The organism is Lonsdalea quercina subsp. quercina (assembly GCF_000688655.1).
Classification (GTDB): Bacteria; Pseudomonadota; Gammaproteobacteria; order Enterobacterales; family Enterobacteriaceae; genus Lonsdalea; species Lonsdalea quercina.
In genome coordinates, this window is the sequence record NZ_JIBO01000007.1 from 52693 (window position 1) to 79071 (window position 26379).

The window sequence follows — 26379 nt, forward strand, 5'->3', positions numbered from 1 at the left end:
AAACGTTTGCTTAGGCTGTTAGAATTGCCCCGCTCCATTTTCCAATCACCAAACGTAACCTCCGTGGGGACTCCGCAGTGACCGATAAAACCTCTCTCAGCTATAAAGACGCAGGCGTGGATATTGATGCAGGCAATGCATTGGTTGGACGTATTAAAAGCGTAGTGAAACAAACTCGACGCCCGGAAGTCATGGGAGGTCTGGGAGGATTCGGCNCCCTGTGCGCCCTGCCGCAAAAATATCGTGAGCCGGTGCTGGTTTCCGGCACCGACGGCGTGGGCACCAAACTGCGTCTGGCGATGGATCTGAAGCGTCACGACGCCATCGGCATCGACCTGGTGGCCATGTGCGTCAATGATTTGGTCGTTGCTGGCGCCGAGCCGCTGTTTTTTCTCGACTACTATGCCACCGGCAAGCTGGACGTGGACACGGCGGCGAGCGTCATCACCGGTATCGCCGCAGGCTGCAAACAGTCCGGCTGCGCTCTGGTCGGCGGCGAAACGGCGGAAATGCCGGGGATGTATCACGGAGAAGATTATGACGTCGCCGGTTTCTGCGTCGGCGTGGNCGAAAAATCAGAAATCATCGACGGCAGTAAGGTAAAAGAAGGCGACGCACTGATCGCGTTAGCCTCCAGCGGCCCGCACTCCAACGGCTATTCGCTGGTGCGCAAAATTCTGGAATTCAGCCACACGGACCCAGCTACCGAGCAGCTGGATGGCGTGCCGTTGGCCGATCACCTGCTGGCGCCGACCAAAATCTACGTGAAATCCATCCTGTCGCTGATTGAGAAAATGGACGCGCACGCCATCTGCCACCTGACCGGCGGCGGCTTCTGGGAAAATATTCCGCGCGTACTGCCGGAAGGCATGCAGGCCACCCTCGATGAGTCCAGCTGGCAATGGCCGTCCGTATTCAACTGGCTGCAAAAAGCTGGCAACGTCAGCCGTCATGAAATGTACCGCACCTTCAACTGCGGCGTGGGCATGATCGTCGCCCTGCCGGCCGAACAGGTAGAAGACGCGATTGCCCTGCTGAACGCCAACGGTGAAAAAGCCTGGAAAATCGGTAACATTAACCGCACCGATACCGGAGAAACCGTGGTTATTAACGCATGAAAAATATCGTAGTGCTGATTTCAGGTGAAGGAACTAACCTGCAAACGTTGATCTCTGCCTGTGAGCGCTGCCGCGTCAAAGGCAAGATCGTCGCCGTATTCAGCAACAATCCCGAAGCGGGGGGATTGGCTCGTGCGCAGGACGCTGACATCCCGACGCACGTGTTATCCCCGAGTGAAGAAGTCGAGCGCGTGGCTTATGACGCGGCGCTGGCGGACGAAATAGAGAAATATCAGCCCGACGTCATCGTGCTCGCAGGCTATATGCGCATACTGAGCGCCGAGTTCGTCTCCCGATTCGAGGGAAAAATTCTCAACATTCACCCTTCCCTGCTGCCGAAATACCCCGGTCTGCATACGCACCGTCTGGCGATGAAAAATCGCGACCGGCTGCACGGCGCGTCGGTACATTTCGTCACAGAAGCGCTGGACGGCGGACCGATTGTGCTGCAGGCGCGCGTTCCTATTTTCGACGATGACGAAGAGCAGGATGTGAAGGCGAGAGTGCAGACTCAAGAGCACACCATCTATCCGCTGGCGGTCAATTGGTTTCTGGAAGGCCGTTTGAAAATGAAAGATAACGAAGCCTGGTTGGACGGTATTCGCATCCCGCCGCACGGCTACGCCGCCGACTAAATCATCTTTTGCCCCGGAGGCACTTGCCGCCGGGGCCTATCATGAGTATTCTCCCCCGCTTTTTACCCGTTTACGATCCTGAAGCCGGGGCCGCAAGGTTCGGCGAGTCGTCATTCGGCACGAGTAATAGCTGACAGGACACGCCTGCTATTTATAAGATACTCCTTTTGAGCGTGCTTTTTCCGCTGAGAGCCGCCATTCTGTAAAAGGGATTTTAGAGTTAGCATCCTGATTAATAGGGAAAACAAATGAAAAAACTTTTCACATTGATGATGCTCGGCTTGGCGATATGCGCCGCCAGCATCCCCTCTCAGGCCGGAACTACACTCGACCGGATCAACCAGACCGGCGTTCTGCGCAATGTCTTGTTTAACGACTATCCGCCGTTTAGCTACATCGATGACAATAATCAGCTGGTCGGTTTTGACGTGGATGTCGCTAAGGCCATCGCACAGAAGCTTGGCGTCAAACTGCAGTTGGCGACGCCGGGTTGGGAGGCCATCGTCGGCGGACGCTGGCAGGGGCGTTGGGACCTGTGCGTTTGTTCCATGACGCCGAACCCCGAGCGCTCGAAAGTCCTCGATTTCGCCACGCCGTACTACAGCACCTTCGCCGTGCTGATCGTGCACAAAGACGAAAAACAGATTCAGTCGGCGGCGGACCTCAGCAACAAGCGCGTGGGTTTGGGTCTCGGCTCCAGCTATGAAAGCTACCTGAATAAAAGCCTCGTTATTCCGGGCGGCAAACCGATCAACTTCCCCTTCCAAAACGTTCAGGCGATCCCGACCGACGAGGCCATCGCATTTCAGAATCTGGCGCTCGGTCCCGGCAAACGCTTAGATGCCGTGATCTCTGATCGCATTACCGCCAAGCCGCGTCTGGCGCGCATGACGCAGCTGCGCGTCGTCTCAACGCTTTACTCCGAACCTAACTGGATCGCCACCGACAAAGGCGACCCCGAATGGACCGCCAAGCTGGCGGAAACCCTTAACGCCCTGCGCGCCGACGGGACGATGTCGCGAATCTCCCAGCAGTGGTTTGGCGAAGATATCACCGAGATTGCCCAATAATGACTCAGCACACACCGTCTTCCTCGTCTCGCAATACGATGGGGGCACCGGCGCGGAGCCGGGATAATCGTATGGGGTTCCGCGTCCGGGCCGGACTGACCTGGCTATTGCTGATCGGACTGCTCTTCTGGCTGTTCGCCAGCATGCACCTGGATACTGACCTGATACGTCAGAAACTGCCGTCCATGTTAGGGCTGCATTTGTCGCCAGACGGCTTCATTCAGGGCGCGGTGCTTAGCATTGTCATCACCGTCATCTCCATGCTGTTCTGCATCCTGCTCGCCGTGCTGACCGCTATCGGCCGCCTCTCCTCAAGCGCGCTGGCTTTTGGCTGCGCCACGTTCTACGTGTCGTTATTCCGCGGTACGCCGCTGCTGGTGCAGGTACTCATCATTTACCTCGCTTTGCCGCAGGTCGGTATCGTGATGGGCGCCTTCACCTCAGGCATTATCGCGCTGTCGCTCAACTATGGCGCCTATCTGGCCGAAACCATTCGCAGCGGCGTGCTGTCGGTGCCGCGTGGTCAGAAAGAGGCCGCGATGGCGCTGGGGCTATCGCGCTGGACCATCATCACCCACGTCATCACTCCGCAGGCGTTGCGCATCATTATCCCGCCCGCGGGTTCGCAGTTTATTTCCATGATCAAGGATTCGTCGCTGGTCTCTTTGATGGGGCTGTGGGAGTTGAACTTTTTGGCGCAGTCTTACGGACGAAGCACCTATCACTACATGGAAATGCTGACCTCCGCCGCCGCGATCTATTGGCTGATGTCGATGGTACTGGAACTGTTGCAAACTCGTCTCGAGCGTCATTTCGCACGCGGCTACGAACGCCACGATCGCAAAGACGCCTCCTGACTTCGTTCGCCGAGGGCCGCTCGCTCTTCCATCGGCCCTCGGNGAGCCGCCGCCCTTATCCGATAGCGTTTCGCTTCGCATCACGCGAAACGGACGCTGTCACCTAACCTCTTCCTCCTTTTCGGGTCCCGTTCTCGCGCCTGTGCACATTTTATTTATTTACGAAACACGCTAAATGTCTTTGAGATCGTGGGTTTTTTATTTCTGTCCCGATACCCTTGCATTCTCTGTATTGAAAATCCCAATAATAATTATTATCTTTCGCTGCTTGATTGATACGGATACTTTACATGCGCCCGGTATTTCCTTACATCGCTTTGCTGATTTGCAGCTTGTTCAGTACGCTTTCTCCTGCAAAAACCATCACCGACATCCTGGGACGCCAGGTTAGCATCCCGGACAATCCCCAGCGCATCGTACTGGGCGAAAGCCGCATGCTGTACACGCTCGCGCTGCTGGAACCCGGCAATCCCGCGCAGCGCGTCGTGGGCTGGCCCAACGATCTCGCTCGCTACGATGCCCAGAGCTGGCATCAGTACACTCAGAAATTCCCATCCATCGCCCACATCCCGATTCTGGGCAACGGCAACCTCAACACGATCAATGCCGAAATGTTGCTGCCGCTGAAACCCGATCTGGTGATCCTGCCGCGTCTGGCGAAAGGATCGGATAACGAGCAGCGCTTGCAGCACATTCTAACAGAGGCGGGCATTCCCTATATCTATGTTGATCTGCGCATCGAACTGATCAAAAACACCCTGCCCAGTCTCAAGTTACTGGGAGAGGCCTTGAATCGTCCCGAACGCGCGGCCGCCTTCAGCGCGTTTTATCAGCAGCATATGGACGTTATCCGCGACCGTCTCAGCCGCTATCAGGGCAAAAAAACTACCGTCATGCTGCACCTGCATCTGGGGCGACGCGACACCTGCTGCACCACCGCCGTCAACGGCAATTTAGGCGAGCTGCTGGACTTCGCCGGCGGGGACAACATCGCCAAAGGCACCATCCACAGCGTTTATGGCGAACTCAACCCGGAACAGGCGCTGGCCGCCAGGCCGGACGTGTACATCGCCACCGGGATGGCCGGACCGGAAGGAAAACGCGTCTCCAACCTGATGCTCGGCCCGGAGGTCACGCCGCAAGAGGCGAACGACAGCTTTAACACGCTGCTACAGCAACAGCCGTTGCTGTCTCATCTGGCGGCGGTCCAATCCGGCAGAGCCTGGAGCATGTGGCACAACTTTTACCTCAGCCCTTATCACGTCGTGATGGTGGAAATGTTCGCCAGGGCGCTCTACCCGTCGCTATTTAGCGATATCGACCCACAACAAACCTTAAAACAACTCTATCAGCAGTTTTTACCGATCGATTTTTCAGGGACCTATTGGAGTCAGTTATCACATGAATAATCATTTATGGCGCAAAGGCTGGCCTTTATTGGCCGTCATGCCTTTCACCTCATACGCGGCAACTCAACAAGCACAGCAGGATGAAACGCTGGTCGTTAATCGCGACACGACGCCCGCCGCCTCCAGCGCCAAGGAGACCGGCTATCAGCCTCATAAGACGGTAACGGGTACGCGTACTGAAAGCCGCCTGCTGGACGTGCCTCAGGCCGTTAACGTCGTCCCTCAGCAAGTGCTGCAGGACTGGTCGGCGACCAATATCGACGAAGCGCTCTACAATGTCAGCGGCATCACCCAGTCCAACACGCTGGGCGGGACGCAAGATGCGTTGATTAAGCGCGGCTTCGGGGACAACCGCGACGGCTCGATTTTCCACGATGGCGTGCGTTCTATTCAGGCGCGTAACTTTACGCCGACCAGCGAACGTGTCGAAGTGCTGAAAGGGCCGGCCTCCATGCTGTTCGGCATGGGCGAACCCGGCGGCGTGATTAACGTCATCACCAAAAAACCCGAGCTGGTGCAGAAAACGCATATCGAAGGCTGGAACAGCAGCTTTAACGGCGGCGGCGGTCAGTTGGACGTCACCGGACCGATCAGCGATTCCGGACTCGCCTATCGCATGATCGTCGATCACGACGAAACCGACTACTGGCGCAACTTCGGCCGCAACCGCCAAACGACCATCGCGCCATCGCTGATGTGGTATGGCGAGGACACAACATTGCGCGTCGCCTACGAGCACCAGGAGTATCTGACGCCGTTTGATCGGGGCACGGTGATTGACAGCCGTACGGGCAAACCGGTTGATGTGCCACGCGACCGTCGCTTCGATGAAACTTACAACGCCACCCGCGGCGATCAGGACACCCTGACCTTCCAGGCGGACCACAACCTGTCCGACCGCTGGAAAACCAGTCTGACTTATGCCTATAGCCGCAACCGCTACAATGACAATCAGGCTCGCGCCACCAAATATAACGCAACGACCGGCGATCTGACCCGTCAGGCCGACTCGACCGGCTACGCGCACAGTCAGTCGCAGGCCGTACAGCTAACGCTGAATGGCGATATCGACTGGGGACAGACCAACCATCAGCTGCTGTTCGGCGTCGATCATGAAGCCGACCGGACTTACCGCGGAGATATGATCCGCGGCACCGCCGTCACCAACTTCAACGTCTATAATCCGGTTTACGGCCTGCTTCCCGCTTCGACTTCCGTCAGCGCCGCGGACAGCGACCAGCGTGAAAACGTCGACAGCACCGGCGTGTTTATGCAGGACGCCATCCGTCTTGACGCCAACTGGATGCTGCTCGGCGGACTGCGCTACGACCACTTCGACGTGATGTCCGGCAAGGGGCGTCCCTTCGTCACAAATACCGACGGCTCTTACGGTCGTCTCGTGCCGCGTGCCGGCGTGGTTTACAACCTGACGTCCTACTCGTCGCTGTACGCCAGCTATAGCGAATCTTTCAAGCCCAACACGTCAATTGCGACTCAGATTGGCGCGCTGCCGCCTGAACTAGGCAAATCGTATGAAATCGGCGCCAAACTGGATTTGCCGAATCGCATCACCGCCAACATCGCACTATTTGATATACACAAACGCAACGTGATGGTCAGCGAGGACGTGGGCGGCGAAACCGTCACACGCACCGCCGGCAAAGTCCGTTCGCAAGGGGTTGAGCTGGATATGGCCGGCAAGCTGACGGACTCACTCAGCCTGATTGGCTCTTATGCCTTTACCGACGCGCGCGTCACTTCGGACCCGGACAATAATGGCAATCGCATGCCCAACGCGGCGCGTCACACCGCATCGCTGTTCCTGACGCAAGACTTCGGCAACCTTGGACTGCATGCGGGCGACAACCTGCGCGTCGGCGCAGGAGCGCGCTACGTCGGCCGCAGGGCTGGCGATGCCGCTAACAGCTTCACGCTGGACGACTACACCGTCGCCGATGCCTTTGTCTCCTACAGTCTGCCCATCAACGGCTATGCGGTGAAATGGCAGGTCAACGTGAAAAACCTGTTTGATAAGACGTACTACCCTTCCAGCGGCAGCAATCTACGTGTAGCCGTGGGCGAACGCCGGGAAGTGATGCTGCGCGCCAGCGTAGACTTCTAATTTTTGCTCTGACATCACTGCTCCGGAAACGGGGCAGTGCTTTTCCCCTTCAATGTATGCCTGCCGCGTTTCAGCATCATCTGCCCGTAAACGGTTTAGGCCGGCATGGGTATTGGGAGAAGGTTCGGGTGTTGGGAGAAGGTTGGGATAGTAATGGAAGGAAAAGGTCACGCTGCGTTTTGAGGGGAAATTGCCCGGCGCAAAGCGCCGAGCAAGCAGGTAACGTTATTATTTAACGCTGGCGATGGTGCCTTTATAACCTGTAACAACCACGTGCAGCTGTTTGAACACGCCGTAGTCTTTAGTGGTCACTTCATAACGCGGAGCCACGATCAGGTCTGCGCCAGACGCTTTAACGGCGTTGTAAGCTGCAGCAGATTTCACGGAAGCAGAGACGTCGATGAAAGACAGCGCGCCGCCAGTACCGTAGCTTACGCCATCGATGTATTTGTCGCCTTCACCCCATTTGATCACACCGAACAGGACGTTTGCAGACGCTTCGCCATTGATTTTTTCGCCAACGGTGATGTCCGCTTTAACGGAAGATTCAACACGCGCTTCCAGACCGGCGGTCGGCTGGCTGGTATTATAAGAGGAACAGCCCGCCAACAGAGATACCGCAAACGCCGCTGCGGCTAATTTGAATTTTTTATTCATGGTGTGTAATCCCTTTACTTAAAATGAAAAAAACTTCGCAGTTCGAAGCCAGTGAATATTATTTACTTTTAGTTTTAATTACCAGAACACCTATCTAACGCATAAATAAAACATCCATAAACCTTACTTTTTAGCCATAATAACATTTATCACAGAGGCCCAGACGCCGCCCTATCTGAGTTCACTCTTCTTTCCAGAAAATATTACCCAGGCATTAATGCTTAAATAAGCAACAATACCGCCGACATTTCAATACCAAATAAAAAACAGATTAATAAAAAGAACAAGGGATATATCTATCTCTTATTTTTCGTATAGGTAAAGGTTATTTGAACAAAAAACAAACCACGACAACAACGATGAAACCAAAAAGAATAAATATTCTTTGCGCGAGCAAATAATATAAAACAGGGTTTCATCTTTTATTAAAATAAAAATACCTTGTTTTCAGTATAAAATATTATTTTAAATAGTGCATTACACTGATTAGACTTCAATACGACGCGAAAATCGTTCGCCAAATAGTAAATATCAGGCACTATAAAGAACGACAAGAAAGCAAAATATCACGATAAGATACTGATAATAGAGGATTTACTATGTCTGGCTCGAACCACATCGTTCGTCTGAGACCACTGGAACGAGATGATTTGCCCTTCGTTCATCAATTGGATAACAACGCCAGCGTGATGCGCTACTGGTTCGAAGAACCCTATGAAGCCTTCGTAGAGTTGAGCGATCTGTATGACAAACACATTCATGACCAAAGTGAGCGCCGCTTCATCATCGAACACGAGCGGGTCAAAGTCGGACTGGTAGAACTGGTAGACATCAACCACATCCATCGCCGGGCCGAGTTTCAGATCATCATCGACCCCGCGCATCAGGGCTGCGGCTATGCGAGCGCCGCCGCACAGCTGGCGATGGACTACGGCTTCGCCATTCTCAACCTCAACAAACTGTATCTGATTGTGGACAAGGAGAACCAGAAGGCGATCCACATCTACAGCAAGCTAGGGTTCGATGTGGAAGGTGAGTTGATTCACGAATTCTTTATCAACGGAGAGTACCGCAACGCCATTCGGATGTGCATTTTTCAGCATAAGTATCTGTCCAGGCACAAAAAGCCCAGCGGCGCCCCGTCTCCCGAGGCTGACATTACCCGATAACCGATGCGCATTGCCGCCCCAGGCGATGCGCATGTTGCCGAACCCGCGCCCTCTGTCTTCCAGGCGCTCCCTTTCCCACCAGTGGGGGTTCACTGATGAGTGCTGAACAAGACGTCTCCAAAACCACTATTCACATCGCGCTCAATCCTGTTGTCCGACGATAAATTGGCTTTCATTGATGCCTTTCGTACGAAAATCAGCGTCACCCAAAAAATTAAGTTCCTCGCACAACGTCCATTGCCGAAAATATCACGACACTTCAGGGATCATGCCACATGATAGTTATGCCTTCTCCACCAAAGTCATGTCTGAAATAAAGAGCTTGATGTCGCATCGGTATTTCGTGGTGGCAGGGTTTATTCCTGATATTTTAATTAGAGGTTATTTTGAATCATCAAAAATTAAATATGACTTAAAAACCACATTAATCCCAGCCTAAGGGAAATTGACAAAATAATATAAGGACACTGTAGTCGATATTCTGGACTAAACACTCTTCTTTACCGCCATGAATGTCTTGACCTCATCAACATATTATCGAGAATGCTATTTTTGAAGGACGGGCATCGTTATTTGGGACGGCCAGCACACGTTGAGGCAAATAAGATCGTCCTCATGACGCCATGAGGGGGTTAGCGGCGGGAAGCGGGCTAACGGGAAGCTGGGTCCATTCCCATTATCACAGCCACCTATTTGCCCGCCCGAGTTAGGGGGAGATTGAGCGTCATGCGAGCAAAACCGCGCCCCCTTTTTAGAACGGGACGCGCGCGCTTTGCTTTTTCTGGCTTTTTATACGCTTAATCTGCGGTGGATCTCGTACCGTATGACGCTTCGGCAACGTTAAGCATCGTAACGCCGGAACAGCGCCCTGCCACGCAGCAAACGCAACCCTAACCACCCGCCGCAGAGGGAAAGCAGCAGGGCACTCAGCGGCGGCAGGCCAATCCACAACGGCCAGTTAGGCTCCCACGGGAAGTCGAACACTTTGCGTTGCAGCATCCACAGCGCCGCCTCCGCGCCCAGAGCTGCCGCCAGCCCCGCGGCCAGCCCCATTACGGCGAACTCGCACCAAAGCGTGGTCCGCAGCAGCTTCTTGCTGGCTCCCAGCGTCCGATAAACCATTAATTCCTGACGACGCTGCCCCATCCCGACCTGGATCTGTGCCAGCAGCAGCAATACGCCGCAGAAGATGACCAGAACCACCATCACTTCCAGCGCGCGACTGACCTGTTGCAGCACCTGTCCGACCTGTTTGAGAATTGTGCCGATATCCAGCACGCTCAGCGTGGGAAACTGCCGGTTAAGCTGGGTAATCACGTTGTCCTGCCCGGTGTGTCGGAAGCTGGTCAGCCACGACTGCGGCTGATGCTCGAGCGCGCCGGGCGGGAAGATAAAGAAGAAGTTCGGCCGCAAACTTTCCCAGTCCACCTGACGGAAGCTGGTGACTTTGGCGCTGAACGGCTGCGTGTCGCCGGTGAATGTCAGCGTGTCGCCCAGCGAAACCCCGAGACGCTCCGCCACGCCCTGCTCTATCGACACCTCGCCCTGCTTCGGCGGCCACGGCCCGGACACCAGCACATTGTGTGACGGCAGTTCCGCCAGCCAGGTCAGATTCAGCTCGCGGTTTACCGTGCCGCCCCCCGGCGCATCCTCGGGGATCAGCTCCGTGGCGACGCGCCCATTGATCTCCGTCAGTCGCGCGCGGACGATCGGATAAAAGCGATCCGGCTGCACCTGGTGCTGGATCAGGAAATCTTTCACCGCAGGGACCTGATCGCCGGTGATATTCAGTACAAAGTAATTCGGGCTATCCGGCGGCAACTGCTGCTGCCAGCGGTCCAGCAGGTCGCCGCGTAAGAGCAGCAACAGCGCCAGCAGCATAAACGACAGCGCAAACGCCGCCAGCTGGCCGATGGTTGACCACGGCTGACGCAGGAGCCGGTTGATCGCCAGACGCAGGGATAACCGTTTCAGCGTGAGGCGTCGCAGCACCAGCAGGCTGCCCCAGCCTATCGTTCCCAGCAGCAGCGCCAAGACGACCATTCCTCCCAGCAACGACCACAACAGCGAGCCGCCGCCGGACAGCACGAACAACAACCCGATTACGACCACCGCGACGGCTGGCAGGTAGTAGCGCAGCGGCCAGACGTTGGCCGTCACGTCCCGCCGTAGCACGCGCAACGGCTGGGTCGCCAGCAGAAGGCGATACGGCCGCAGACCGACCAATAGCGAAATCAGCACCAGCGTGCCGAGCGCCCAAGCCCAGGGCCAGAACCCAGCGGGCGGCAGCGTGGCGGGCAGTACCGGCGCCAGCGCGCGCATCAATACCGCCTCGAAGCCCAAACCCAGTAAGCTCCCCGCCACAGCCGCCAGCGCCAACACCGATAGCCATTGACCGACAATCAGTCGACGCAGGGCGCCACGACCGGCGCCCAAGGTTTTCAGTACGGCGACCAGGTCATAGCGCGTGCGGCAGTAATGACTCATCGCAACAGTCACCGCCGCAATGGCCAGCAGCAGCGTCAGCAGCGCGGAGAGCAGGAGGAACTGCTGCGAACGTTGAAGCGATTTGCTCAACGCGCCCGGAGAATCTTCCATGCCGTACCAGCGCTGATCCGCCTTCAATTGGGGTTTGATCCAGTCGCCATACTGCGCGATGTCTTGAGATTCTCCCGCGAACATGTAGCGCCAGGTGATGCGGCCGCCGGGCTGAATCGCGCCGGTACGGGCGACATCGGCCATATTCATCAACACGCGCGGCGCGGTTTCAAAGGGATTGAAGCCGTTATCCGGTTCCTGAATCAGCTCACCCGCGATGCGCAGCGTGGTATCGCCGATATCGAGTTGATCTCCGACTCGCGCGCCCAACAATGCCAGCAGGCGCGGGGCGACCAGGATCGTGCCGGGTGCGGCACGGAGCTGCGCAGGCCGGGTCTGTAAATTCCCATACAACGGATAGCGATCGTCAGCGGCTTTAACCTGCGCCAGCTGCGCATTTTCCCCGGCGTAGGTCATCGTCATAAACGACACCTGTCGACTGACGGTCAACCTGTCTTGTTCCGCCCGTTGCAACCATGCTTCATCCACCGGCCTTGAGGCGCGCAGCACCCGGTCGCCAGCTAAAAAGTCGCGGCTTTGTTGACTCAGACCCTGTTCCATACGATCGCTGATGGTGCCGAGCGCCAGCACGCAGGCCACGGCCAGCGTCAGCGCCAGCCAGACGATCAGCAGCGAAGGGGAGAGCCATTCGCGCCAAAACCAGCGCCAAATCATGACTCCTCCCACAGTTTACCGTCACGCAGACGTAAACGCCGCTCGCAGCGCGCCGCCAGCTGTTCGTCATGGGTGACCAGAATCAACGTCGTGGCATAGTCGCGATTCATCGCAAACAGCAGGTCCACGATGCGTTCGCCGGTCTGCCGATCGAGATTGCCGGTCGGCTCATCGGCAAACAAAACTTTTGGACGACCGCTGAACGCACGCGCCAGCGCCACGCGCTGCTGTTCGCCGCCGGACAGTTGAGCCGGCAGATGCTGTAACCGCGCGCCAAGCCCGAGCTGTTGTAGCAGTTGTTCGGCCTGTTGGCGGCTCTCGCGGTCGCTTTCACCCCGCAGCAGCGCAGGTAACTGGACGTTTTCCAACGCATTTAACGTTGGCACCAGCATAAAAGACTGAAACACAAAGCCGACGTCGCGCGCCCGCAACGCCGCGCGCCCCTCCTCATCCAACCCGTTAAGCGGCTCCCCCAACAGCGCGACGNCGCCGCTGCTGCCGTCGTCCAGTCCGGCCAGAATGCCCAGCAACGTCGACTTGCCCGACCCGGACTCGCCGATTAACGCCAAAGTCTGGGCCGGTTTGACAACCAGCTCAACTCCGGTAAGGATGGACAGTTCATGTTCCCCTTGACCAACGTGTTTACTAAGATGATGAACTTCAAGAATGTTTTCCGCTGGCATTTTCTGGTCCTTTTACTGCTGGGAATAGTAAGTTTACGTGCTATCGCGGCGGATACGCTGCTGGTGCTGGGCGACAGTCTGAGCGCGGGCTATCGTATGTCGGCGACGCAGGCCTGGCCTGCCTTGCTGAATAGCCGCTGGCAGTCAGCCCCCGGCGGCGTTAACGTCGTCAATGGCAGCATCAGCGGCGACACCGCCGCCCAGGGGCTGGCCCGCGTTCCGGCTTTACTGCGACAGCACAGGCCGCGCTGGGTGCTGATCGAACTGGGCGGCAACGATGGGCTGCGCGGTTTTCCACCGTCCAGTCTGGAACAGGATCTGACAAAAATCATCTCTCAGGTCAAAGATGCCGGCGCACAGCCGCTGCTAATGCAGATCCGGCTGCCGACCAACTACGGCCGGCGCTATACTGAAACCTTCGCGGCCGTGTATCCGAAGCTGGCCTCGCAGTTCGCTATTCCGCTACTGCCGTTTTTCATGGAGCAGGTCTATCTCAAACCCGAGTGGATGCAGGATGACGGCATCCATCCGAACCGCGACGCCCAGCCGTTTATCGCCGACTGGATGGCGCAAAAACTCGGCCCTCTAGTTAACCACGACTCTTGATATTCAGGGCTTTATAGTTAGGTAAAGTTATGCAAAAAGCGATTTTAATCACCGGCTGTTCCAGCGGTATCGGCCTGATCGCCGCGCAGGATCTTAAACAGCGCGGCTNCCGGGTTTTGGCGGCCTGCCGACGTGCGGAAGATGTGGAAAGAATGAACGCTTTGGGGCTGGAAGGCATCGAGCTGGATCTGGACGACCGCGACAGTGTGGAGCGCGCCGCCGACCGCGTCATTTCGCTCACCGGCAACCGGTTGTACGGGCTTTTCAACAACGCCGGCTACGGCGTGTACGGCCCGCTGAATACGATCTCTCGCCAGCAGTTGGAGCAACAGTTTTCCAGTAATCTGTTCGGCACCCACCAACTGACGCAGCGACTGCTGCCCGCCATGCTTGCGCACGGCGAAGGGCGTATCATCCAGACCAGCTCCGTCATGGGACTGGTCGTCACGCCGGGACGCGGCGCCTATGCAGCCAGCAAGTATGCCCTTGAAGCGTGGTCAGACGCGCTGCGTATGGAGCTGCACGGCAGCGGGATACACGTTTCGTTGATAGAACCTGGACCGATCAGCACGCAGTTTTCCGCCAACGTTAACCAAACGCAGCACGATCGTCCCGTCACGAATCCCGGCATCGCCAAGCGATTCACGCTGACGCCAGAGGCGATATTGCCGAAATTGCGCCACGCTCTGGAGAGTCCGCGCCCCAAATTACGCTATCCGGTCACGCTGATGACTCATGCGCTGTCGATACTTCGCCGTCTGCTCCCCGGACGCGCACTCGACGGCTTATTACGCACTCGCTCCTGACAGGGGTTGAAGCAGAGGGAATGTGCCCCCATAACTCGCTGAAACGGATAAGAGAGAATCCCATGCTAGAACAACACGCCAACGCGATTGATATTAACGAAACGAATTTGCAGCAAGTGCTGGAACAGTCGATGACCGTCCCGGTGCTGATTTATTTCTGGTCCGAGCGCAGCCCGCACTGTCAGGAACTCGGCCCGGTACTGGACCGACTGGCCGCCGAATATACGGGTCAGTTCTTGCTGGCGAAAGTGGACTGCGACGCCGAACAACGCGTCGCCGCGCAATTCGGCCTGCGCGCGATCCCCACCGTCTATCTGTTCAAAGACGGTCAGCCGTTAGACGGCTTCCAGGGACCTCAGCCGGAAGACGCGATCCGCGAACTGTTGCAGCGCGTTCTGCCTAAAGCAGAAGATCTGAAAACGGCGGAAGCCGAGCGTTTGATTCAGGACGGCAAGCTGCAGGATGCCCTGCCGCTGTTGAAAGAAGCCTGGCAATTGGATAGCAAACGAAGCGACATTGCCCTGTTGCTGGCCGAAGTGCAGATCGAGCTTAATCGCGCGGAAGACGCCGAAGCCGTGCTGAGCGCCATTCCGATTCAGGATCAGGATAGCCGCTATCACGGGCTGGTGGCGCAGATCGAATTGCTGAAACAAGCCGCCGATACCCCGGAAATCAAGCAGCTGCAACAGGAGCTGGTCGCGGATCCGGACAATGCGGATCTGGCGGTGAAGCTGAGCCTAAAGCTGCATCAGGTCGGCCGTAACGAAGAGGCGCTGGAATTGCTGATCGGCATGCTGAAGAAGGATCTGGCGGCCGCCAACGGCAGCGCGCGCAAAACGATGCTGGACATCATGTCCGCGCTGGGCACCGGCGACGCGCTGGCCGCGCGCTATCGTCGCCAGCTCTACGCCCTGCTTTACTGATCGCCGCGCTTTTCGACGGGCCGCCGCGGCCCGTCGTCGTTCTGTCCCGCTAACAGGTTTCGACCGTTTCAATCCAGCCGTTTCCGCCGTAAGGCGAGATCCCGCTCAACCAACGCCGCAGCATATTCAACGCCGCCATAGCGACAATTTCCTGCTGCGTCGACAACGCGTAGCGCGCCGCATTGAACTGGAGGGTCTGAGCCAGCGTTTGCGAAGGCGTATGCAACGCCAGAGACAACCTGCCCTCGCTCAATCCGCCAACCACCAGAGCCACCTGCGCCGAGCATCGCTGCGCCAGTTCGCGCGCCTGTTGCGCCACCGCCGTCAAGGCACTGGAGGAAGCGGTCAACAGATCGCCGCCGGCCAACGGCGCATTGGCGCCACGCAGCTGCCAGTGAACCAGCCCGGCGGTGAACGCTTCGGCGATTGCCAATCGCAAATGGCGTTTAGACAGCGCCTGCGCCAGCTGTGCAGGCAGACCCGCGGTCCCTTCGAACACCGTACTGTCGGCGACGGTCCCCTTCACCTGTCGCCATAACGCATGCATAGCGTCGTGCTGCGATGCGGGGCCGGTCAGTTTGATCTCGACGATGGGCACGGCGCAGCGGTATCCCAGCACCACGCCCGGCGGCAGGACGAGCGGCGCCAGCGCGCTCGCCAGATCGCTTTCTCCACGACCGAAGGTCGTCAGACGCAGACAGAGCGGCGCTTCGCCAAGCGTAAAACGCTGACGTAAACGCGGCATAATCTGCTGCTCGACCATCACCTTGAATTCAGACGGCACGCCGGGGGTGAAAAACAGCATGCAACGGTTCAGCTTCAGCGCGAAGCCACAGGCAGTGCCGACCGGGTTGTCGAGGATCTCCGCGCCGTCCGGGATCAGCGCCTGCTTCCGGTTCAGCGCCGACATGGGACGCCCGCGATCGGCGAAATAGGCCGTCATCTTCGCCAGCCACTCCGTATGCTCCACCAGCGGTACGCCCGCCGCCGTCGCCGCGGCGAGTGAACTTAAATCGTCGCTGGTCGGCCCCAGTCCGCCGTTAACGATCAGGATGTCCGCGACGTGACTGCGTTCGGTCAGTGCCGTTACCAGCGCGTCGAGTTCGTCGCCAACCGTCATGCGGCTGGCCATCGGCGCGCCCTGCTGAAACAGATAATCCGCCAGCCAGGCCGCATTGGTGTCAACGATCTGGCCGTGCAGCACCTCATCACCGGTGCAAAGCATCTCAACCCTAAGCATGTTTACTTTCTCCATTCGTGAATCGTCGGGCCATCGTCTGATTGCTCTTGGCACGCCTTGTCAGCCGCTCGGTCGATAAGGCGGCTTCACCCGTGGGCAACGAGCGATACAGCGCCCATCGGCACGAAGTCATCACAATTTATGATACTGAGATAATAAAGGAATGACGCTGCGGGTAAACGTGGGATTGAAGATCCAGAGGCGAAGGCGCGGAAACCGCGCCCTGTGGCAGGCGTTAGAAGCTGAGTCCTGCGCCCAGATAGAAACCGTCGGCGATTCTGCGGTCGTCGTTGGATGAACCCATCGTGATGTAGCGGTAGCCTACGTCCACGGAGAGCGGACGCAGCGGCTGCCAACGCACGCCGCCTTTCGCTTCAACGTAACGATCCAGATGGCTGGTGAACGCATCTGGTGAATAGTAGCCTTCCCCGAACAACGAGAAAGATGACGTCAGCGGGAACTGTACGCCACCGCCCACGGCCAGACCATAGCCGTCGTCACCATGATCGGGCTGCAAATAAACGCCTTTGACGCCCGCATTGACGGCGGCGCGACCGAGGCTAAAGCCGTAATCGACCCCCAAACTGTAGGCGTCGTTATTGTTGTCATTATCGTGACCCCACCCCGCGTTGGCGGATAGGCCGGGGAATGGCAAGCCGATGCTGGCGGCGGCGCCGACATAATCATTTCCCGCTTCCGCCGAAATGCCGATAGCTTGAGCGCCCGCCGAGGCCAGCAAAAGGCTGCCCAGGCACGCAGTCATCAATTTTTTCATCGTAATCGTCCTTAAATCGGAGTGTAAATTTATCAATTCGTGCCCATTGTCGGGCGCGCAGTCAATTTGGACATCATCAAATCGAACTGATTCTACGTCATGTTCGCGGCGGTGGAAGCCAGAATAGGGCTAAATATGCGGGTTTCATCTGACGAAATGCGACGAATTCGCATTTTTCAGTGCTGGCGATACCAATGATAAGCGCCGCCGATTTGCCTATTTACCGGCTCTGACTGATAGTTCTCACCAGTCGAGTCAAACCGTAAGGAAGTAAACATGAGCAATGAAAAACAAAAGCTGACCACCGCCTCCGGCGCGCCGGTCGTCAGCAATAACAACGTAATGACCGCAGGCCCTCGTGGCCCAATGCTGCTGCAGGACGTTTGGTTCCTGGAAAAGCTGGCTCATTTTGACCGTGAAGTGATCCCTGAGCGACGTATGCACGCTAAAGGCTCCGGCGCTTACGGTACATTCACCGTTACCCACGATATTACCCGCTACACCCGCGCTAAAATCTTTTCTGAAGTCGGTAAGCAGACCGATATGTTCCTGCGCTTCTCCACCGTAGCCGGTGAACGCGGCGGTGCCGACGCCGAGCGCGATATTCGTGGTTTCGCCATGAAATTCTACACCGAAGAAGGGAACTGGGATCTGGTCGGCAACAACACGCCGGTGTTCTACCTGCGCGACCCGCTGAAATTCCCGGACCTGAACCACGTAGTGAAACGCGATCCGCGCACCAACCTGCGGAACCCGGTCTACAAATGGGACTTATTCTCCCAATTGCCGGAAGCACTGCACCAGTTAACCATCGACTTCAGCGACCGCGGCCTGCCGAAATCCTATCGCCACATCCACGGTTTCGGTAGCCACACCTACAGCTTTATCAACGCCGACAACGAACGTTTCTGGGTGAAGTTCCACTTCCGTTGCCAGCAGGGCATCGAAAACCTGATGGACGACGAAGCGGAACAGCTGATCGGTAAAGACCGTGAAAGCTCTCAGCGCGATCTGTTCGACGCCATCGAGCGCGGCGACTTCCCGCGCTGGAACCTGCAGGTGCAGATTATGCCGGAAGCGGAAGCCTCTCAAGTGCCGTACAACCCGTTCGACCTGACCAAAGTCTGGCCGCACGGCGACTATCCGCTGATCGACGTCGGTTATTTTGAACTTAACCGCAACCCGGAAAACTACTTTGCCGAAGTAGAACAGTCCGCCTTCAGCCCGGCGAACGTCGTCCCCGGCGTCAGCTTCTCACCGGATAGAATGCTGCAGGGCCGTCTGTTCTCTTATGGCGATGCCGAGCGTTACCGTCTGGGCGTTAACCACCATCAGATCCCGGTCAACAAACCGCGCTGCCCGTTCCATAGCTATCACCGTGACGGCGCGATGCGCGTGGACGGCAACAGCGGCAACGGCGCGACGTATGAACCGAACAGCTTCAACGTATTCCAGGAACAGCCTGATTTCAGCGAGCCGCCACTGTCGCTGGAAGGCGCCGCCGACCACTGGAACCACCGCGAAGACGACGATTACTTCAGCCAGCCGCGCGCGCTGTTCCAGCTGCTGAGCGAAGAAGAGCACCAGCGGATGTTCCAGCGAATCGCCGGCGAGCTGTCTCAGGTGCCTGAGTTTATTCAGGACCGTCAGATCGCGCTGTTCAACCTGGTCGATCCTGCCTACGGCGAAGGTGTCGCCAAAGCGCTGGGCCGTTAACTTCCCGCCTGCGGACGGCGAGTCTCTTGTACGGACTCACCGCCCGCAGAGGAGTCAGCCGCGCTGCTGCCGCACCCAGGCAGCGACCTGCTGACGGGAAATTTTTATCCCGCCGTTTTTCAGCGTCCCGGGCAGATGATAGAACGCCACGGGACGCTGATATCCCGCCAGCTGCGGAGCGAGCCAATCACGCAGCGTCGTCAGATCGCACTCCCCCGCCGTTTCCACCACCACAACCGGGCGCTGCCCGAACTCCACGTCATCCACCGGCACGACACAGGCAAACTCGACCGCCGGATGCTGCAGTAAAACCGCTTCCACATCCTCCGGCTGCACGCCTTCGCCACCGCTGAAAAACTGATTATCCAACCGCCCCATAATGCGCCACTCGCTGCCGTCCCAGCAGCCGCGATCGCGGGTATGAAACCAGCCCTGATCGTCGGTCAACGGGAGCAGCGCGCCGTCGCGCCAGTAACCGGCCGCCAGGCTATTGCCGCGCAGCCAGATTTCCTCTCCCACGGCTTTGATATGCCGTCCGGCGAGCGGCATACCGACGCCGGGGCGTCCGTCGGCGCGCTTGGCGCACACGGTAGAGGCTAACTCGGTCAGCCCATAGCCGCACCAGCAACGAATGCCGATGGCTTCGGCCTGTTGCGTCAACGTCAGCGGGATCATCGCGCCGCCCAACAGCACCGCGGTCAGCGAGGTCGGCACGTCGCCCTGCGATAGCAGCCGCCACAGCTGCGTTGGCACCAGCGAGGCATGTGTACAGCCCCGTAGCGCGACATCCAGCGTACGCCCTGGCCGCACCACCAAACAGGCTCCCGCCGCCAGCCAGCGCCAAACGATGCCCTGCCCGGAGACGTGAAACAGCGGTAAGGAGAGCAACCAGCTGTCGCCCAGTACATAGGGCATGAGTCCGCGTACGCCCTCCGCGCTCGCCAGATGCGCGGCGAAAGTATGCACCGCCGCTTTTGGCAGGCCGCTAGAGCCGGAAGTCAGCGTCATCGTCGCCAGTCGCTCCCGATCCCACGGGGTGCGCGGTACGGTATCTGCGACATCGTCGTCCCCGGCGGTGAGCGTGACGATTTCGTCGGGCCAACGGGCATCGCTGAAGCACAGCCCAAAGCGAATATCCAGCGATGGCAGCAGCACATCCGTCTGTGTCTCGGGCAGTTGCGGATTAAGCGGCAGCAAACGCGCGCCGCACTGTAGCAATGCAAGATAGCTCAGCAGCATCTCGCCGCTATTGCGTCCGCGCAGCGCCACGCCGCTCCCCTCCGTGACGCCCTGACGAATAAACGCGCTGGCGCGCGTGTCGACGTCGTCGGCCAGTTTGCGCCAGCTCCAGCCTTCATCGTCGAGGATTAACGCGGTTGCGTCAGGCTGCTGTCGCGCCCAGTGTCGCCACGGCCAGTCGGTCACGACCGCCATAGTTCGTCCAACTGTTCAGCGTTAAGCTGCGGCAACGGGCTGTCCGGCCAGGGCCGCAACACCTGTGCCTGCATCAGATCCAGCGTATCCAAGCCGGGGATCGCGTCTGGCGTTAGCCAATGCGCCAGTCGCGCCAGCTGCGTCAGGCCAAGACTAGATTCGATGCTGGAGCTGATGACGGCCGTCAAACCCGCCCGATGCGTCTCTGCGACTAGTTGTCGACAGCGATTCAGGCTGCCCACCAGCGTAGGTTTGATGATGATGGCGCTCACTCCCGGCTCGGCTTCCACGCGGAAGTCCGGCTCACGCACGCTCTCATCCCACGCGATAGCGATGCCGGTATCGCGCGCGAACGCCCGCGACTCCTCGCGGGTTTTGCACGGTTCTTCCAAAAAGGCGATGCGGGATCGCACGGCCGGATCGACGTAGCGCGCAAAACCGTCGGCTTTGGCCCGCGTCCAGCTGCGGTTCGCGTCCAGACGCAGGGAGAGCTGCGGCAGCGCATCCAGCAGTAGGTTGACGATCATGCCGTCCCGCACGGCTTCGTACAGCCCGACCTTCACTTTCGCCACCGGGTTCGGCAACCCCTGCAACATCGCGAACAACTCATCCGGATCGCCGCTGCACAGCGGCGCTTTACGATAGTCGGCGTCCTGTGGCAGCGCCCCGGAAAGCTCCGCGTCGGCGAAGCTCAGGCCGAAGTCGACCGACGGCACGCCGGTTTCTTCCAGCGCGTCTCCGTTCACCCAGCGCCGCAGCGACTTGCGGACGGCGGTCTCGGCATCACTCAGCGTTTCAACGCTGAACTGCGGCAGCGGGGCAACCTCGCCCCAACCCACCCGTTCGCCGTCGCACAGCTGTACGATCAGACCATCGCGGGTTTTGAGCCGCTGATTGCGCAGCACCACCCCGGCATCCATTGGAACGCTGTAACGGTAGAGCGTCGCCCGTCGCATTACGGATTCCGCCGGAATTTGCTGAAGTCAGGCTGACGTTTTTCATTGAAGGCATTGCGTCCTTCCTGCCCTTCGTCGGTCATGTAGAACAGCATGGTGGCGTTGCCCGCCAGCTCCTGCAACCCCGCCTGCCCGTCGCAGTCGGCATTAAGCGCCGCTTTCAGGCAACGCAGCGCCATCGGGCTGTTCTGCAACATTTCGCGGCACCAGCGCACCGTCTCTTTTTCCAGATCCGCCAGCGGGACGACGGTATTCACCAGCCCCATGTCCAGCGCCTGCTGCGCATCGTATTGGCGGCACAGGAACCAGATTTCGCGCGCCTTTTTCTGACCGACGATGCGCGCCATATAGGAGGCGCCCCAGCCGCCGTCGAAGGAGCCGACGCGCGGACCGGTCTGACCGAAGATGGCGTTTTCCGCCGCCACGGTCAGGTCGCACATCATATGCAGCACGTGACCGCCGCCGATGGAGTAACCCGCCACCATCGCGACCACCGGTTTCGGACAGGTCCGGATCTGGCGCTGGAAGTCGAGTACATTCAGGTGATGAACGCCGCTGTCGTCCTGATAGCCGCCGTAGTCGCCACGGACCTTTTGGTCGCCGCCGGAGCAGAAAGCCTTGTCGCCTGCGCCCGTCAGGATGATCACGCCGATGCCGTCGTCATGGCGCGCATTGTCCAGCGCCTGAAGCATCTCCTTGACCGTGAGCGGGCGGAAGGCGTTACGTACCTGGGGACGGTTGATGGTGATTTTGGCAATGCCGTCAGCCGATTTGTGGTAGAGGATATCGACAAAATCACCGCTGCAGTCGTGCCATTCTGTAGGGGCGTACAGCAGTTCTTCACTCGGATACAGCATAGGGTTTATTCCTTTACGGGGTGGGAAATTAATGAACGGATCCGCGCCGCATAGTCGGCCGGATTCGCCTGATGGGCATTATGGCCGCAGTCGGCCACGCTCAGCAGCGGCAGAGCTGCCTGCCGCGCCAACGTCTGAAATTTCGTGTCGCGCTCGCCGCACAGATAGCCGAACGGCACCGACAGCCGTCGCAGCGACGCGGTCAGGTTCGGCTGACGCGCCAGCGAAGTCGCGGTCAGCATTCTGGCCACCGCCGCGCCGTCGTTATGGCTGCGCCGCTGTATCAACGCCTGCCGCTGCGCGGTGGTCAGGTCTGCGAAGACCGGCTGCCGATACCAGTCCGTCAAGACCTGAGCCAGCGGTTCATGCGCAAAGCGATGCGCCCAGCGGGCATCGTGCCGCCGTCGCGCCCCCCGCTCGTCCGCCGTCGCCAGCCCCGGATGGCCGCCTTCCACTAGCAAACCGCGCAGCCCCGGCGTCTCGCCGTGACAAGCATGGAACATGGCGAGACGACCGCCGAGCGAATAGCCCAGCAGCCAGTAGTCGCTCACGCCCTTCTCCGCCAGCAGCGCGGTGAGCTGACGGCTGACATCCTCAAAACCCTCGGCGGGCTGATGACGGGCGTCGCCGTGGCCCGGCAGATCCACCAGCAACACAGGGCGATCGCTCAGAAAAGGAAGGAGGGGCCGCCAGTCTTCGCCGCTGCCCAACAGACCGTGGAGTAACACCAGCCACGGCTGTCCCGACTTGCCCTGATGAATACAGCGCGCATGCATCACCATGTCACCCCCTCGGCCAGAAGCTGTTGCAGACACTCAGCGCCCGCTTTCGGCGACACCGCCACTTCCAGCAGCGTCGCCGCCGGCTGTTTAAACCCGTCGGATGCGGCATCGACCACTTCGCGCCAATTCGTCGCTCGGGCGTAGCGCAGGCCGAACAGCCCGGCGGCATGACTGAATTCCACCTGCTGCGGCATACAGTAGAACGTTTCCCGCGCCTGCTCGGACGTCGGCAATAAAGAGAATATCTGGCCGCCGTTGTTATTGACGACGATCAACACCAGAGGCGCGGGAGGGTGGCGCAGGAGCGCCAGCGCGTTGACGTCATAGAGCGCGGACAGATCGCCGATGACCGCCAGCATGGGACGGCCGTTAGCGCGTTGCACGCCCGCCAGCGTGGACACCAGACCGTCGATGCCGCTAGCGCCACGATTGGCGTAAACCGGGNAGCCCGCAGGCAGCTGGGCCAACGCATCCACCAGACGGATAGTCAGACTGTTGCCCAGAAAAAGCTGTCCCCCTTCCGGCAACAGCGCAGGCAGGCGATGCGCCAGCTGCGCTTCGCCAAACCCTTCCTCCAGTCGTGCGGCGACCTGCGCGCCGATACGTTCAACACACCCAGGCAAGGTGTCCGCCCACGGTTGGGGCGGCTCGGCCTCCGGAGGATGCGCAGCCAGCCAGTCGGCGATAGGCGCGGTCAGCCGACGCCCGCGATGATAGGCCGGGTCCAGACGGCCGGGCAGAGCGTCCACTAGCCAGTACTCCTGCGGCTGAATGGCCGCCTGCCACTGCAAGAGCCGCTTACCGGTCAAGCCGGCGCCGAACTGGATGACAATCTCGGCCTGCAGCAGACAATCAGCCTCGGGATGCGCCAGCCACAGATCCGCATGGGGCAACGGCTGACCAGTTTGGGAGAGTACATCGCCAAGCAATGGCCAGCCCAGTTGTTCAGCCCAGCGGGCGATGGCCTCCCCGCTCTCGGGCGGTACGCGACCGGCGATGACCACGCCACGTTTTCGACGCCAGGCCGACCAGTCGGGCTGCGCGGCGCAGTGCGACGCAGATTCATCCGCTCGTAGCCAAGGCGACGATTCATGCCACCACGCGCCCAGCGCCTGTAACCAGACTTGATAGGCCTCGGGGTCGTCCGCGCCGTATAACGGCTCGGCGAAAGGACAATTGATATGCAACGCGCCGTGCGTCAACCGCCCTACGACATCGTCAACGGCGGACACCAGCCAGCTCGCCGGGATATCCGGGGTCGGTCGGGGAAGCGCCAGCGTATGCGTGGGATGAGAGGCGAACATGCCGGGTTGGCGGATAGACTGATTCGCGCCGCAATCGATCAGCTCCGGCGGCCGGTCGGCCGTCAGCACCACCAGCTTTTCACCGGTCAGACCGGCTTCGATGATTGCCGGATACAGGTTCGCCGCCGCCGTTCCCGACGTCACGATCACCGCAACCGCCTGTCCGCTGGCCTTTGCCAGCCCCAACGCCAGATGCCCCAGCCCGCGTTCATCGAAGTGGGTATGGCAGGNGAACGCCGGGTGCTCTGCCGCCGCGAGCGTGAGCGGCGTCGAGCGAGAACCGGGCGCGATGCAGACATGGCCTACGCCATGCCGGGTTAGCGTTTCCAGCAGAACTGCCGCCCAGCGGCGATTAAATACATTCGTGGACATGGTCGACTCAACAACTCTGGTTGCGGGCTGTAGCAATAATTATATTTTGTTTTATTTCGCCAACTTTGATGTAAACCCTTAGCAGGCACAACAAACATAAAACAAAACTATGACTTGTCGCCGTCCAGCAGCGATTTGAGGCCCGCCGCCTTGGTTTCCAGCTCCTGCCACTCTTGCTGTGGATCCGAGCCGGCGACAATTCCCGCGCCGGCATATAGCGTCAGGCAATCCCCTTCGACATCCGCTGAACGCAGAGAAACGCAAAACTCCGACACTTGACGCGACAGGTAACCGGCGGACCCGGCGTACCAGCCGCGATCGAACGGTTCATAGCAGGCCAGATAGTCTCGGGCGGCGGCGCGAGGCAGCCCCGCCACCGCCGCCGTAGGCTGTAACAGCTGCAAACAAGCACGGTCTTTAGCCTCGAACAGTTCCGCGCGGATCGCCCGACGCAGATGCTGCACCTTGCGCAAACGGATAATTTCCAGCGGCAAAACTTCCAACGCCGTCGCGGCCTGAGACAGACGCTGGCGGATATCGTCCACCACCAGCTGGTTCTCATTTTGATTCTTGACGTCCCGCATGAGCCACTGCGCCAGCTCGTCGGCACGCCGATCGTCGAGATCGTTGACGACGGTACCGGCCAAGGCTTCGGTCTCCAGACGGTTTCCCTCCCGGCGGTAGAGTCGCTCGGGGCTGGAACCCAGAAAGGCGCGCTCCGGCGTGAAAGCCAGCATGAAATGGTAGCAGTCATGATTGGCCGCACGGCTGGCCGCCATCAGGGGGACCGCCGCCAGCGGACGATCGAGCGTCAAACGGGTCGTCCTCGCCAACACCACCTTTTTTAAAGCGCCGGCTTCAATCTCCGTCAACGTCTGCGCGATAAGGTCGGTCCATTGCTTTTTTTCGGGATGGTGCGCCGTGAGCCTGACGGTCGCCGCTAACGGCGGCAACGGATGCGCCGTTGCCAGCTGACGCAGTGCCTTCAACGCGTTTTCAGCATCCTGACGCAGCGAGACGGCGCTGAAAAGATTGACTCGCAGCACGACTCGTTCGCTCTCACGCAACAGCGTGATCCGCGGTAAAAACAGGNAGCCGTCGAGAGGCTCCGCCTGTGCCAGCGTAGGATAACCGAAGGCGTTCAGCCCCCACAGCCGCACGTCATCGTCGAGATCCTCGCGGTGCAGAAAGGCTTCAGCTTCAGAAGCGGAAGCAAAGGTACATACAGCGCCGCATGCGGCGGCCTCTTCCGGATCTCGCCGATGCTGCCAGTAAAACTGCGGATACAACGTCTGAGCGGCCAGCCAAGCCGTCAACGCTGTATCTCCCCCTCTTTCCGCCGACAGCGTGAAAGTGCGAAAGCCCGCGTCATCTGGCAGCGATGCACCGAGCGCCTGTTCCATACGTTGCAACAGGCCTGAAAGTTGCTTCACGTCGCCCCCGGTATCCTAAATGAAAGTGTGGGATTATACGGGCGCGCCTCTGGAAAAAAAACGCCAGGGGACTTTTGGGTTAAGATTGTTCCCTGAATGGCCGTATTCTCCGTCCGTGTATCCCCTGGAGGCGGGCGGCCATTGGCTCCCTTTAGGCGAATGAGCGCCGCCTAAAAAAATGT

22 protein-coding genes are annotated in these 26379 nt (G+C 58.9%); 11 read left to right on the plus strand and 11 right to left on the minus strand.

What is annotated here, in order from left to right; translation table 11 throughout:
* Nucleotides 1-77: 77 nt before the first annotated feature.
* The 6 genes from purM to RZ35_RS07845 all read left to right on the plus strand — a co-directional run bounded on the left by purM (nt 78) and on the right by RZ35_RS07845 (nt 7211).
* Nucleotides 78-1118, plus strand: coding sequence for a phosphoribosylformylglycinamidine cyclo-ligase (purM, locus tag RZ35_RS07820; RefSeq protein WP_026742799.1), 1041 nt, complete (start codon nt 78-80; stop codon nt 1116-1118).
* Nucleotides 1115-1753 (plus strand): phosphoribosylglycinamide formyltransferase, encoded by a 639-nt coding sequence (purN, locus tag RZ35_RS07825; RefSeq protein WP_026742800.1) that lies wholly within the window; start codon nt 1115-1117, stop codon nt 1751-1753. The genes purM and purN overlap by 4 nt, the downstream gene beginning before the upstream one ends.
* Before the next feature lie 248 nt (nt 1754-2001).
* The gene (locus tag RZ35_RS07830) at nt 2002-2823 is read left to right on the plus strand and encodes an ABC transporter substrate-binding protein (RefSeq protein ID WP_026742801.1); all 822 of its coding nucleotides are present in this window, start codon (nt 2002-2004) and stop codon (nt 2821-2823) included.
* Between the two features lie 71 nt (nt 2824-2894).
* Entirely contained in the window at nt 2895-3680 is a 786-nt protein-coding gene (locus RZ35_RS07835) for an amino acid ABC transporter permease (protein WP_026742802.1), read from the plus strand.
* Between the two features lie 290 nt (nt 3681-3970).
* On the plus strand, nt 3971-5089 hold the full coding sequence (locus RZ35_RS07840) for an ABC transporter substrate-binding protein (RefSeq protein WP_026742803.1): 1119 nt from the start codon (nt 3971-3973) through the stop codon (nt 5087-5089).
* A complete protein-coding gene (locus RZ35_RS07845; protein ID WP_026742804.1) occupies nt 5082-7211 on the plus strand; it encodes a TonB-dependent siderophore receptor in 2130 nt (709 codons plus the stop codon). The genes RZ35_RS07840 and RZ35_RS07845 overlap by 8 nt, the downstream gene beginning before the upstream one ends.
* A gap of 228 nt (nt 7212-7439) precedes the next feature.
* On the opposite strand, the gene RZ35_RS07850 is transcribed toward RZ35_RS07845, so the two are convergent.
* Nucleotides 7440-7868, minus strand: coding sequence for a hypothetical protein (locus RZ35_RS07850; protein ID WP_026742805.1), 429 nt, complete (start codon nt 7866-7868; stop codon nt 7440-7442).
* A 599-nt stretch (nt 7869-8467) separates the two neighbouring features.
* Here RZ35_RS07850 and speG point away from each other — a divergent pair.
* Nucleotides 8468-9037 (plus strand): spermidine N1-acetyltransferase, encoded by a 570-nt coding sequence (speG, locus tag RZ35_RS07855; RefSeq protein WP_026742806.1) that lies wholly within the window; start codon nt 8468-8470, stop codon nt 9035-9037.
* 840 nt (nt 9038-9877) lie between these two features.
* Here the strand turns inward: speG and ybbP are convergent.
* Complete coding sequence (gene ybbP / locus RZ35_RS07860) at nt 9878-12310, minus strand: putative ABC transporter permease subunit YbbP (RefSeq protein ID WP_026742807.1); 2433 nt, start codon at nt 12308-12310, stop codon at nt 9878-9880.
* Nucleotides 12307-12993, minus strand: a complete 687-nt coding sequence (gene ybbA, locus RZ35_RS07865) for a putative ABC transporter ATP-binding protein YbbA (protein ID WP_026742991.1) — start codon at nt 12991-12993, stop codon at nt 12307-12309. The genes ybbP and ybbA overlap by 4 nt, the downstream gene beginning before the upstream one ends.
* Here ybbA and tesA point away from each other — a divergent pair.
* The 3 genes from tesA (at nt 12961) to RZ35_RS07880 (ending at nt 15328) form a co-directional block, all read left to right on the plus strand.
* The gene (gene tesA / locus RZ35_RS07870; protein ID WP_139171458.1) at nt 12961-13599 is read left to right on the plus strand and encodes a multifunctional acyl-CoA thioesterase I/protease I/lysophospholipase L1; all 639 of its coding nucleotides are present in this window, start codon (nt 12961-12963) and stop codon (nt 13597-13599) included. The genes ybbA and tesA overlap by 33 nt on opposite strands.
* A 29-nt stretch (nt 13600-13628) precedes the next feature.
* Nucleotides 13629-14405, plus strand: a complete 777-nt coding sequence (locus RZ35_RS07875; protein ID WP_026742809.1) for an SDR family oxidoreductase — start codon at nt 13629-13631, stop codon at nt 14403-14405.
* 20 nt (nt 14406-14425) lie between these two features.
* Nucleotides 14426-15328, plus strand: a complete 903-nt coding sequence (locus RZ35_RS07880; protein WP_327062228.1) for a co-chaperone YbbN — start codon at nt 14426-14428, stop codon at nt 15326-15328.
* 49 nt (nt 15329-15377) lie between these two features.
* On the opposite strand, the gene RZ35_RS07885 is transcribed toward RZ35_RS07880, so the two are convergent.
* Both RZ35_RS07885 and RZ35_RS07890 read right to left on the minus strand, forming a co-directional pair.
* The gene (locus RZ35_RS07885) at nt 15378-16568 is read right to left on the minus strand and encodes a nicotinamide mononucleotide deamidase-related protein YfaY (RefSeq protein ID WP_026742811.1); all 1191 of its coding nucleotides are present in this window, start codon (nt 16566-16568) and stop codon (nt 15378-15380) included.
* Between the two features lie 235 nt (nt 16569-16803).
* Nucleotides 16804-17343: a YfaZ family outer membrane protein gene (locus tag RZ35_RS07890; RefSeq protein ID WP_026742812.1), complete on the minus strand. Its 540-nt coding sequence runs from the start codon at nt 17341-17343 to the stop codon at nt 16804-16806.
* Between the two features lie 276 nt (nt 17344-17619).
* Between RZ35_RS07890 and katA the strand changes: the two genes are divergently transcribed.
* Entirely contained in the window at nt 17620-19059 is a 1440-nt protein-coding gene (gene katA / locus RZ35_RS07895) for a catalase KatA (protein WP_026742813.1), read from the plus strand.
* Nucleotides 19060-19113: 54 nt separating this feature from the next.
* On the opposite strand, the gene menE is transcribed toward katA, so the two are convergent.
* The 6 genes from menE to menF form a co-directional block, all read right to left on the minus strand.
* The gene (gene menE, locus RZ35_RS07900) at nt 19114-20493 is read right to left on the minus strand and encodes an o-succinylbenzoate--CoA ligase (protein ID WP_026742814.1); all 1380 of its coding nucleotides are present in this window, start codon (nt 20491-20493) and stop codon (nt 19114-19116) included.
* Nucleotides 20481-21449 carry an o-succinylbenzoate synthase gene (menC, locus tag RZ35_RS07905; RefSeq protein WP_026742815.1) on the minus strand — a complete coding sequence of 323 codons (969 nt, stop codon included), beginning with the start codon at nt 21447-21449 and terminating at the stop codon, nt 20481-20483. Before menC ends, menE begins: the two co-directional genes overlap by 13 nt.
* Entirely contained in the window at nt 21449-22306 is an 858-nt protein-coding gene (gene menB, locus RZ35_RS07910) for a 1,4-dihydroxy-2-naphthoyl-CoA synthase (RefSeq protein ID WP_026738883.1), read from the minus strand. Before menB ends, menC begins: the two co-directional genes overlap by 1 nt.
* Nucleotides 22307-22311: 5 nt before the next feature.
* A complete protein-coding gene (gene menH, locus RZ35_RS07915) occupies nt 22312-23082 on the minus strand; it encodes a 2-succinyl-6-hydroxy-2,4-cyclohexadiene-1-carboxylate synthase (protein ID WP_026742816.1) in 771 nt (256 codons plus the stop codon).
* Nucleotides 23082-24764, minus strand: coding sequence for a 2-succinyl-5-enolpyruvyl-6-hydroxy-3-cyclohexene-1-carboxylic-acid synthase (menD, locus tag RZ35_RS07920; protein ID WP_026742817.1), 1683 nt, complete (start codon nt 24762-24764; stop codon nt 23082-23084). The genes menH and menD overlap by 1 nt, the downstream gene beginning before the upstream one ends.
* A gap of 107 nt (nt 24765-24871) precedes the next feature.
* A complete protein-coding gene (gene menF, locus RZ35_RS07925) occupies nt 24872-26197 on the minus strand; it encodes an isochorismate synthase MenF (protein WP_026742818.1) in 1326 nt (441 codons plus the stop codon).
* Nucleotides 26198-26379: the final 182 nt, after the last annotated feature.

Coding starts and splice junctions, on each gene's coding strand:
- RZ35_RS07885 (WP_026742811.1), bottom strand. CDS start 16,568: ATGCTTAGGGTTGAGATGCTTTGCACCGGTGATGAGGTGCTGCACGGC.
- RZ35_RS07880 (WP_327062228.1), top strand. CDS start 14,426: ATGTGCCCCCATAACTCGCTGAAACGGATAAGAGAGAATCCCATGCTA.
- RZ35_RS07890 (WP_026742812.1), bottom strand. CDS start 17,343: ATGAAAAAATTGATGACTGCGTGCCTGGGCAGCCTTTTGCTGGCCTCG.
- RZ35_RS07830 (WP_026742801.1), top strand. CDS start 2,002: ATGAAAAAACTTTTCACATTGATGATGCTCGGCTTGGCGATATGCGCC.
- speG (WP_026742806.1), top strand. CDS start 8,468: ATGTCTGGCTCGAACCACATCGTTCGTCTGAGACCACTGGAACGAGAT.
- RZ35_RS07845 (WP_026742804.1), top strand. CDS start 5,082: ATGAATAATCATTTATGGCGCAAAGGCTGGCCTTTATTGGCCGTCATG.
- menE (WP_026742814.1), bottom strand. CDS start 20,493: ATGGCGGTCGTGACCGACTGGCCGTGGCGACACTGGGCGCGACAGCAG.
- tesA (WP_139171458.1), top strand. CDS start 12,961: ATGATGAACTTCAAGAATGTTTTCCGCTGGCATTTTCTGGTCCTTTTA.
- menB (WP_026738883.1), bottom strand. CDS start 22,306: ATGCTGTATCCGAGTGAAGAACTGCTGTACGCCCCTACAGAATGGCAC.
- menH (WP_026742816.1), bottom strand. CDS start 23,082: ATGCATGCGCGCTGTATTCATCAGGGCAAGTCGGGACAGCCGTGGCTG.
- RZ35_RS07835 (WP_026742802.1), top strand. CDS start 2,895: ATGGGGTTCCGCGTCCGGGCCGGACTGACCTGGCTATTGCTGATCGGA.
- RZ35_RS07840 (WP_026742803.1), top strand. CDS start 3,971: ATGCGCCCGGTATTTCCTTACATCGCTTTGCTGATTTGCAGCTTGTTC.
- purN (WP_026742800.1), top strand. CDS start 1,115: ATGAAAAATATCGTAGTGCTGATTTCAGGTGAAGGAACTAACCTGCAA.
- katA (WP_026742813.1), top strand. CDS start 17,620: ATGAGCAATGAAAAACAAAAGCTGACCACCGCCTCCGGCGCGCCGGTC.
- RZ35_RS07850 (WP_026742805.1), bottom strand. CDS start 7,868: ATGAATAAAAAATTCAAATTAGCCGCAGCGGCGTTTGCGGTATCTCTG.
- ybbP (WP_026742807.1), bottom strand. CDS start 12,310: ATGATTTGGCGCTGGTTTTGGCGCGAATGGCTCTCCCCTTCGCTGCTG.
- menC (WP_026742815.1), bottom strand. CDS start 21,449: ATGCGACGGGCGACGCTCTACCGTTACAGCGTTCCAATGGATGCCGGG.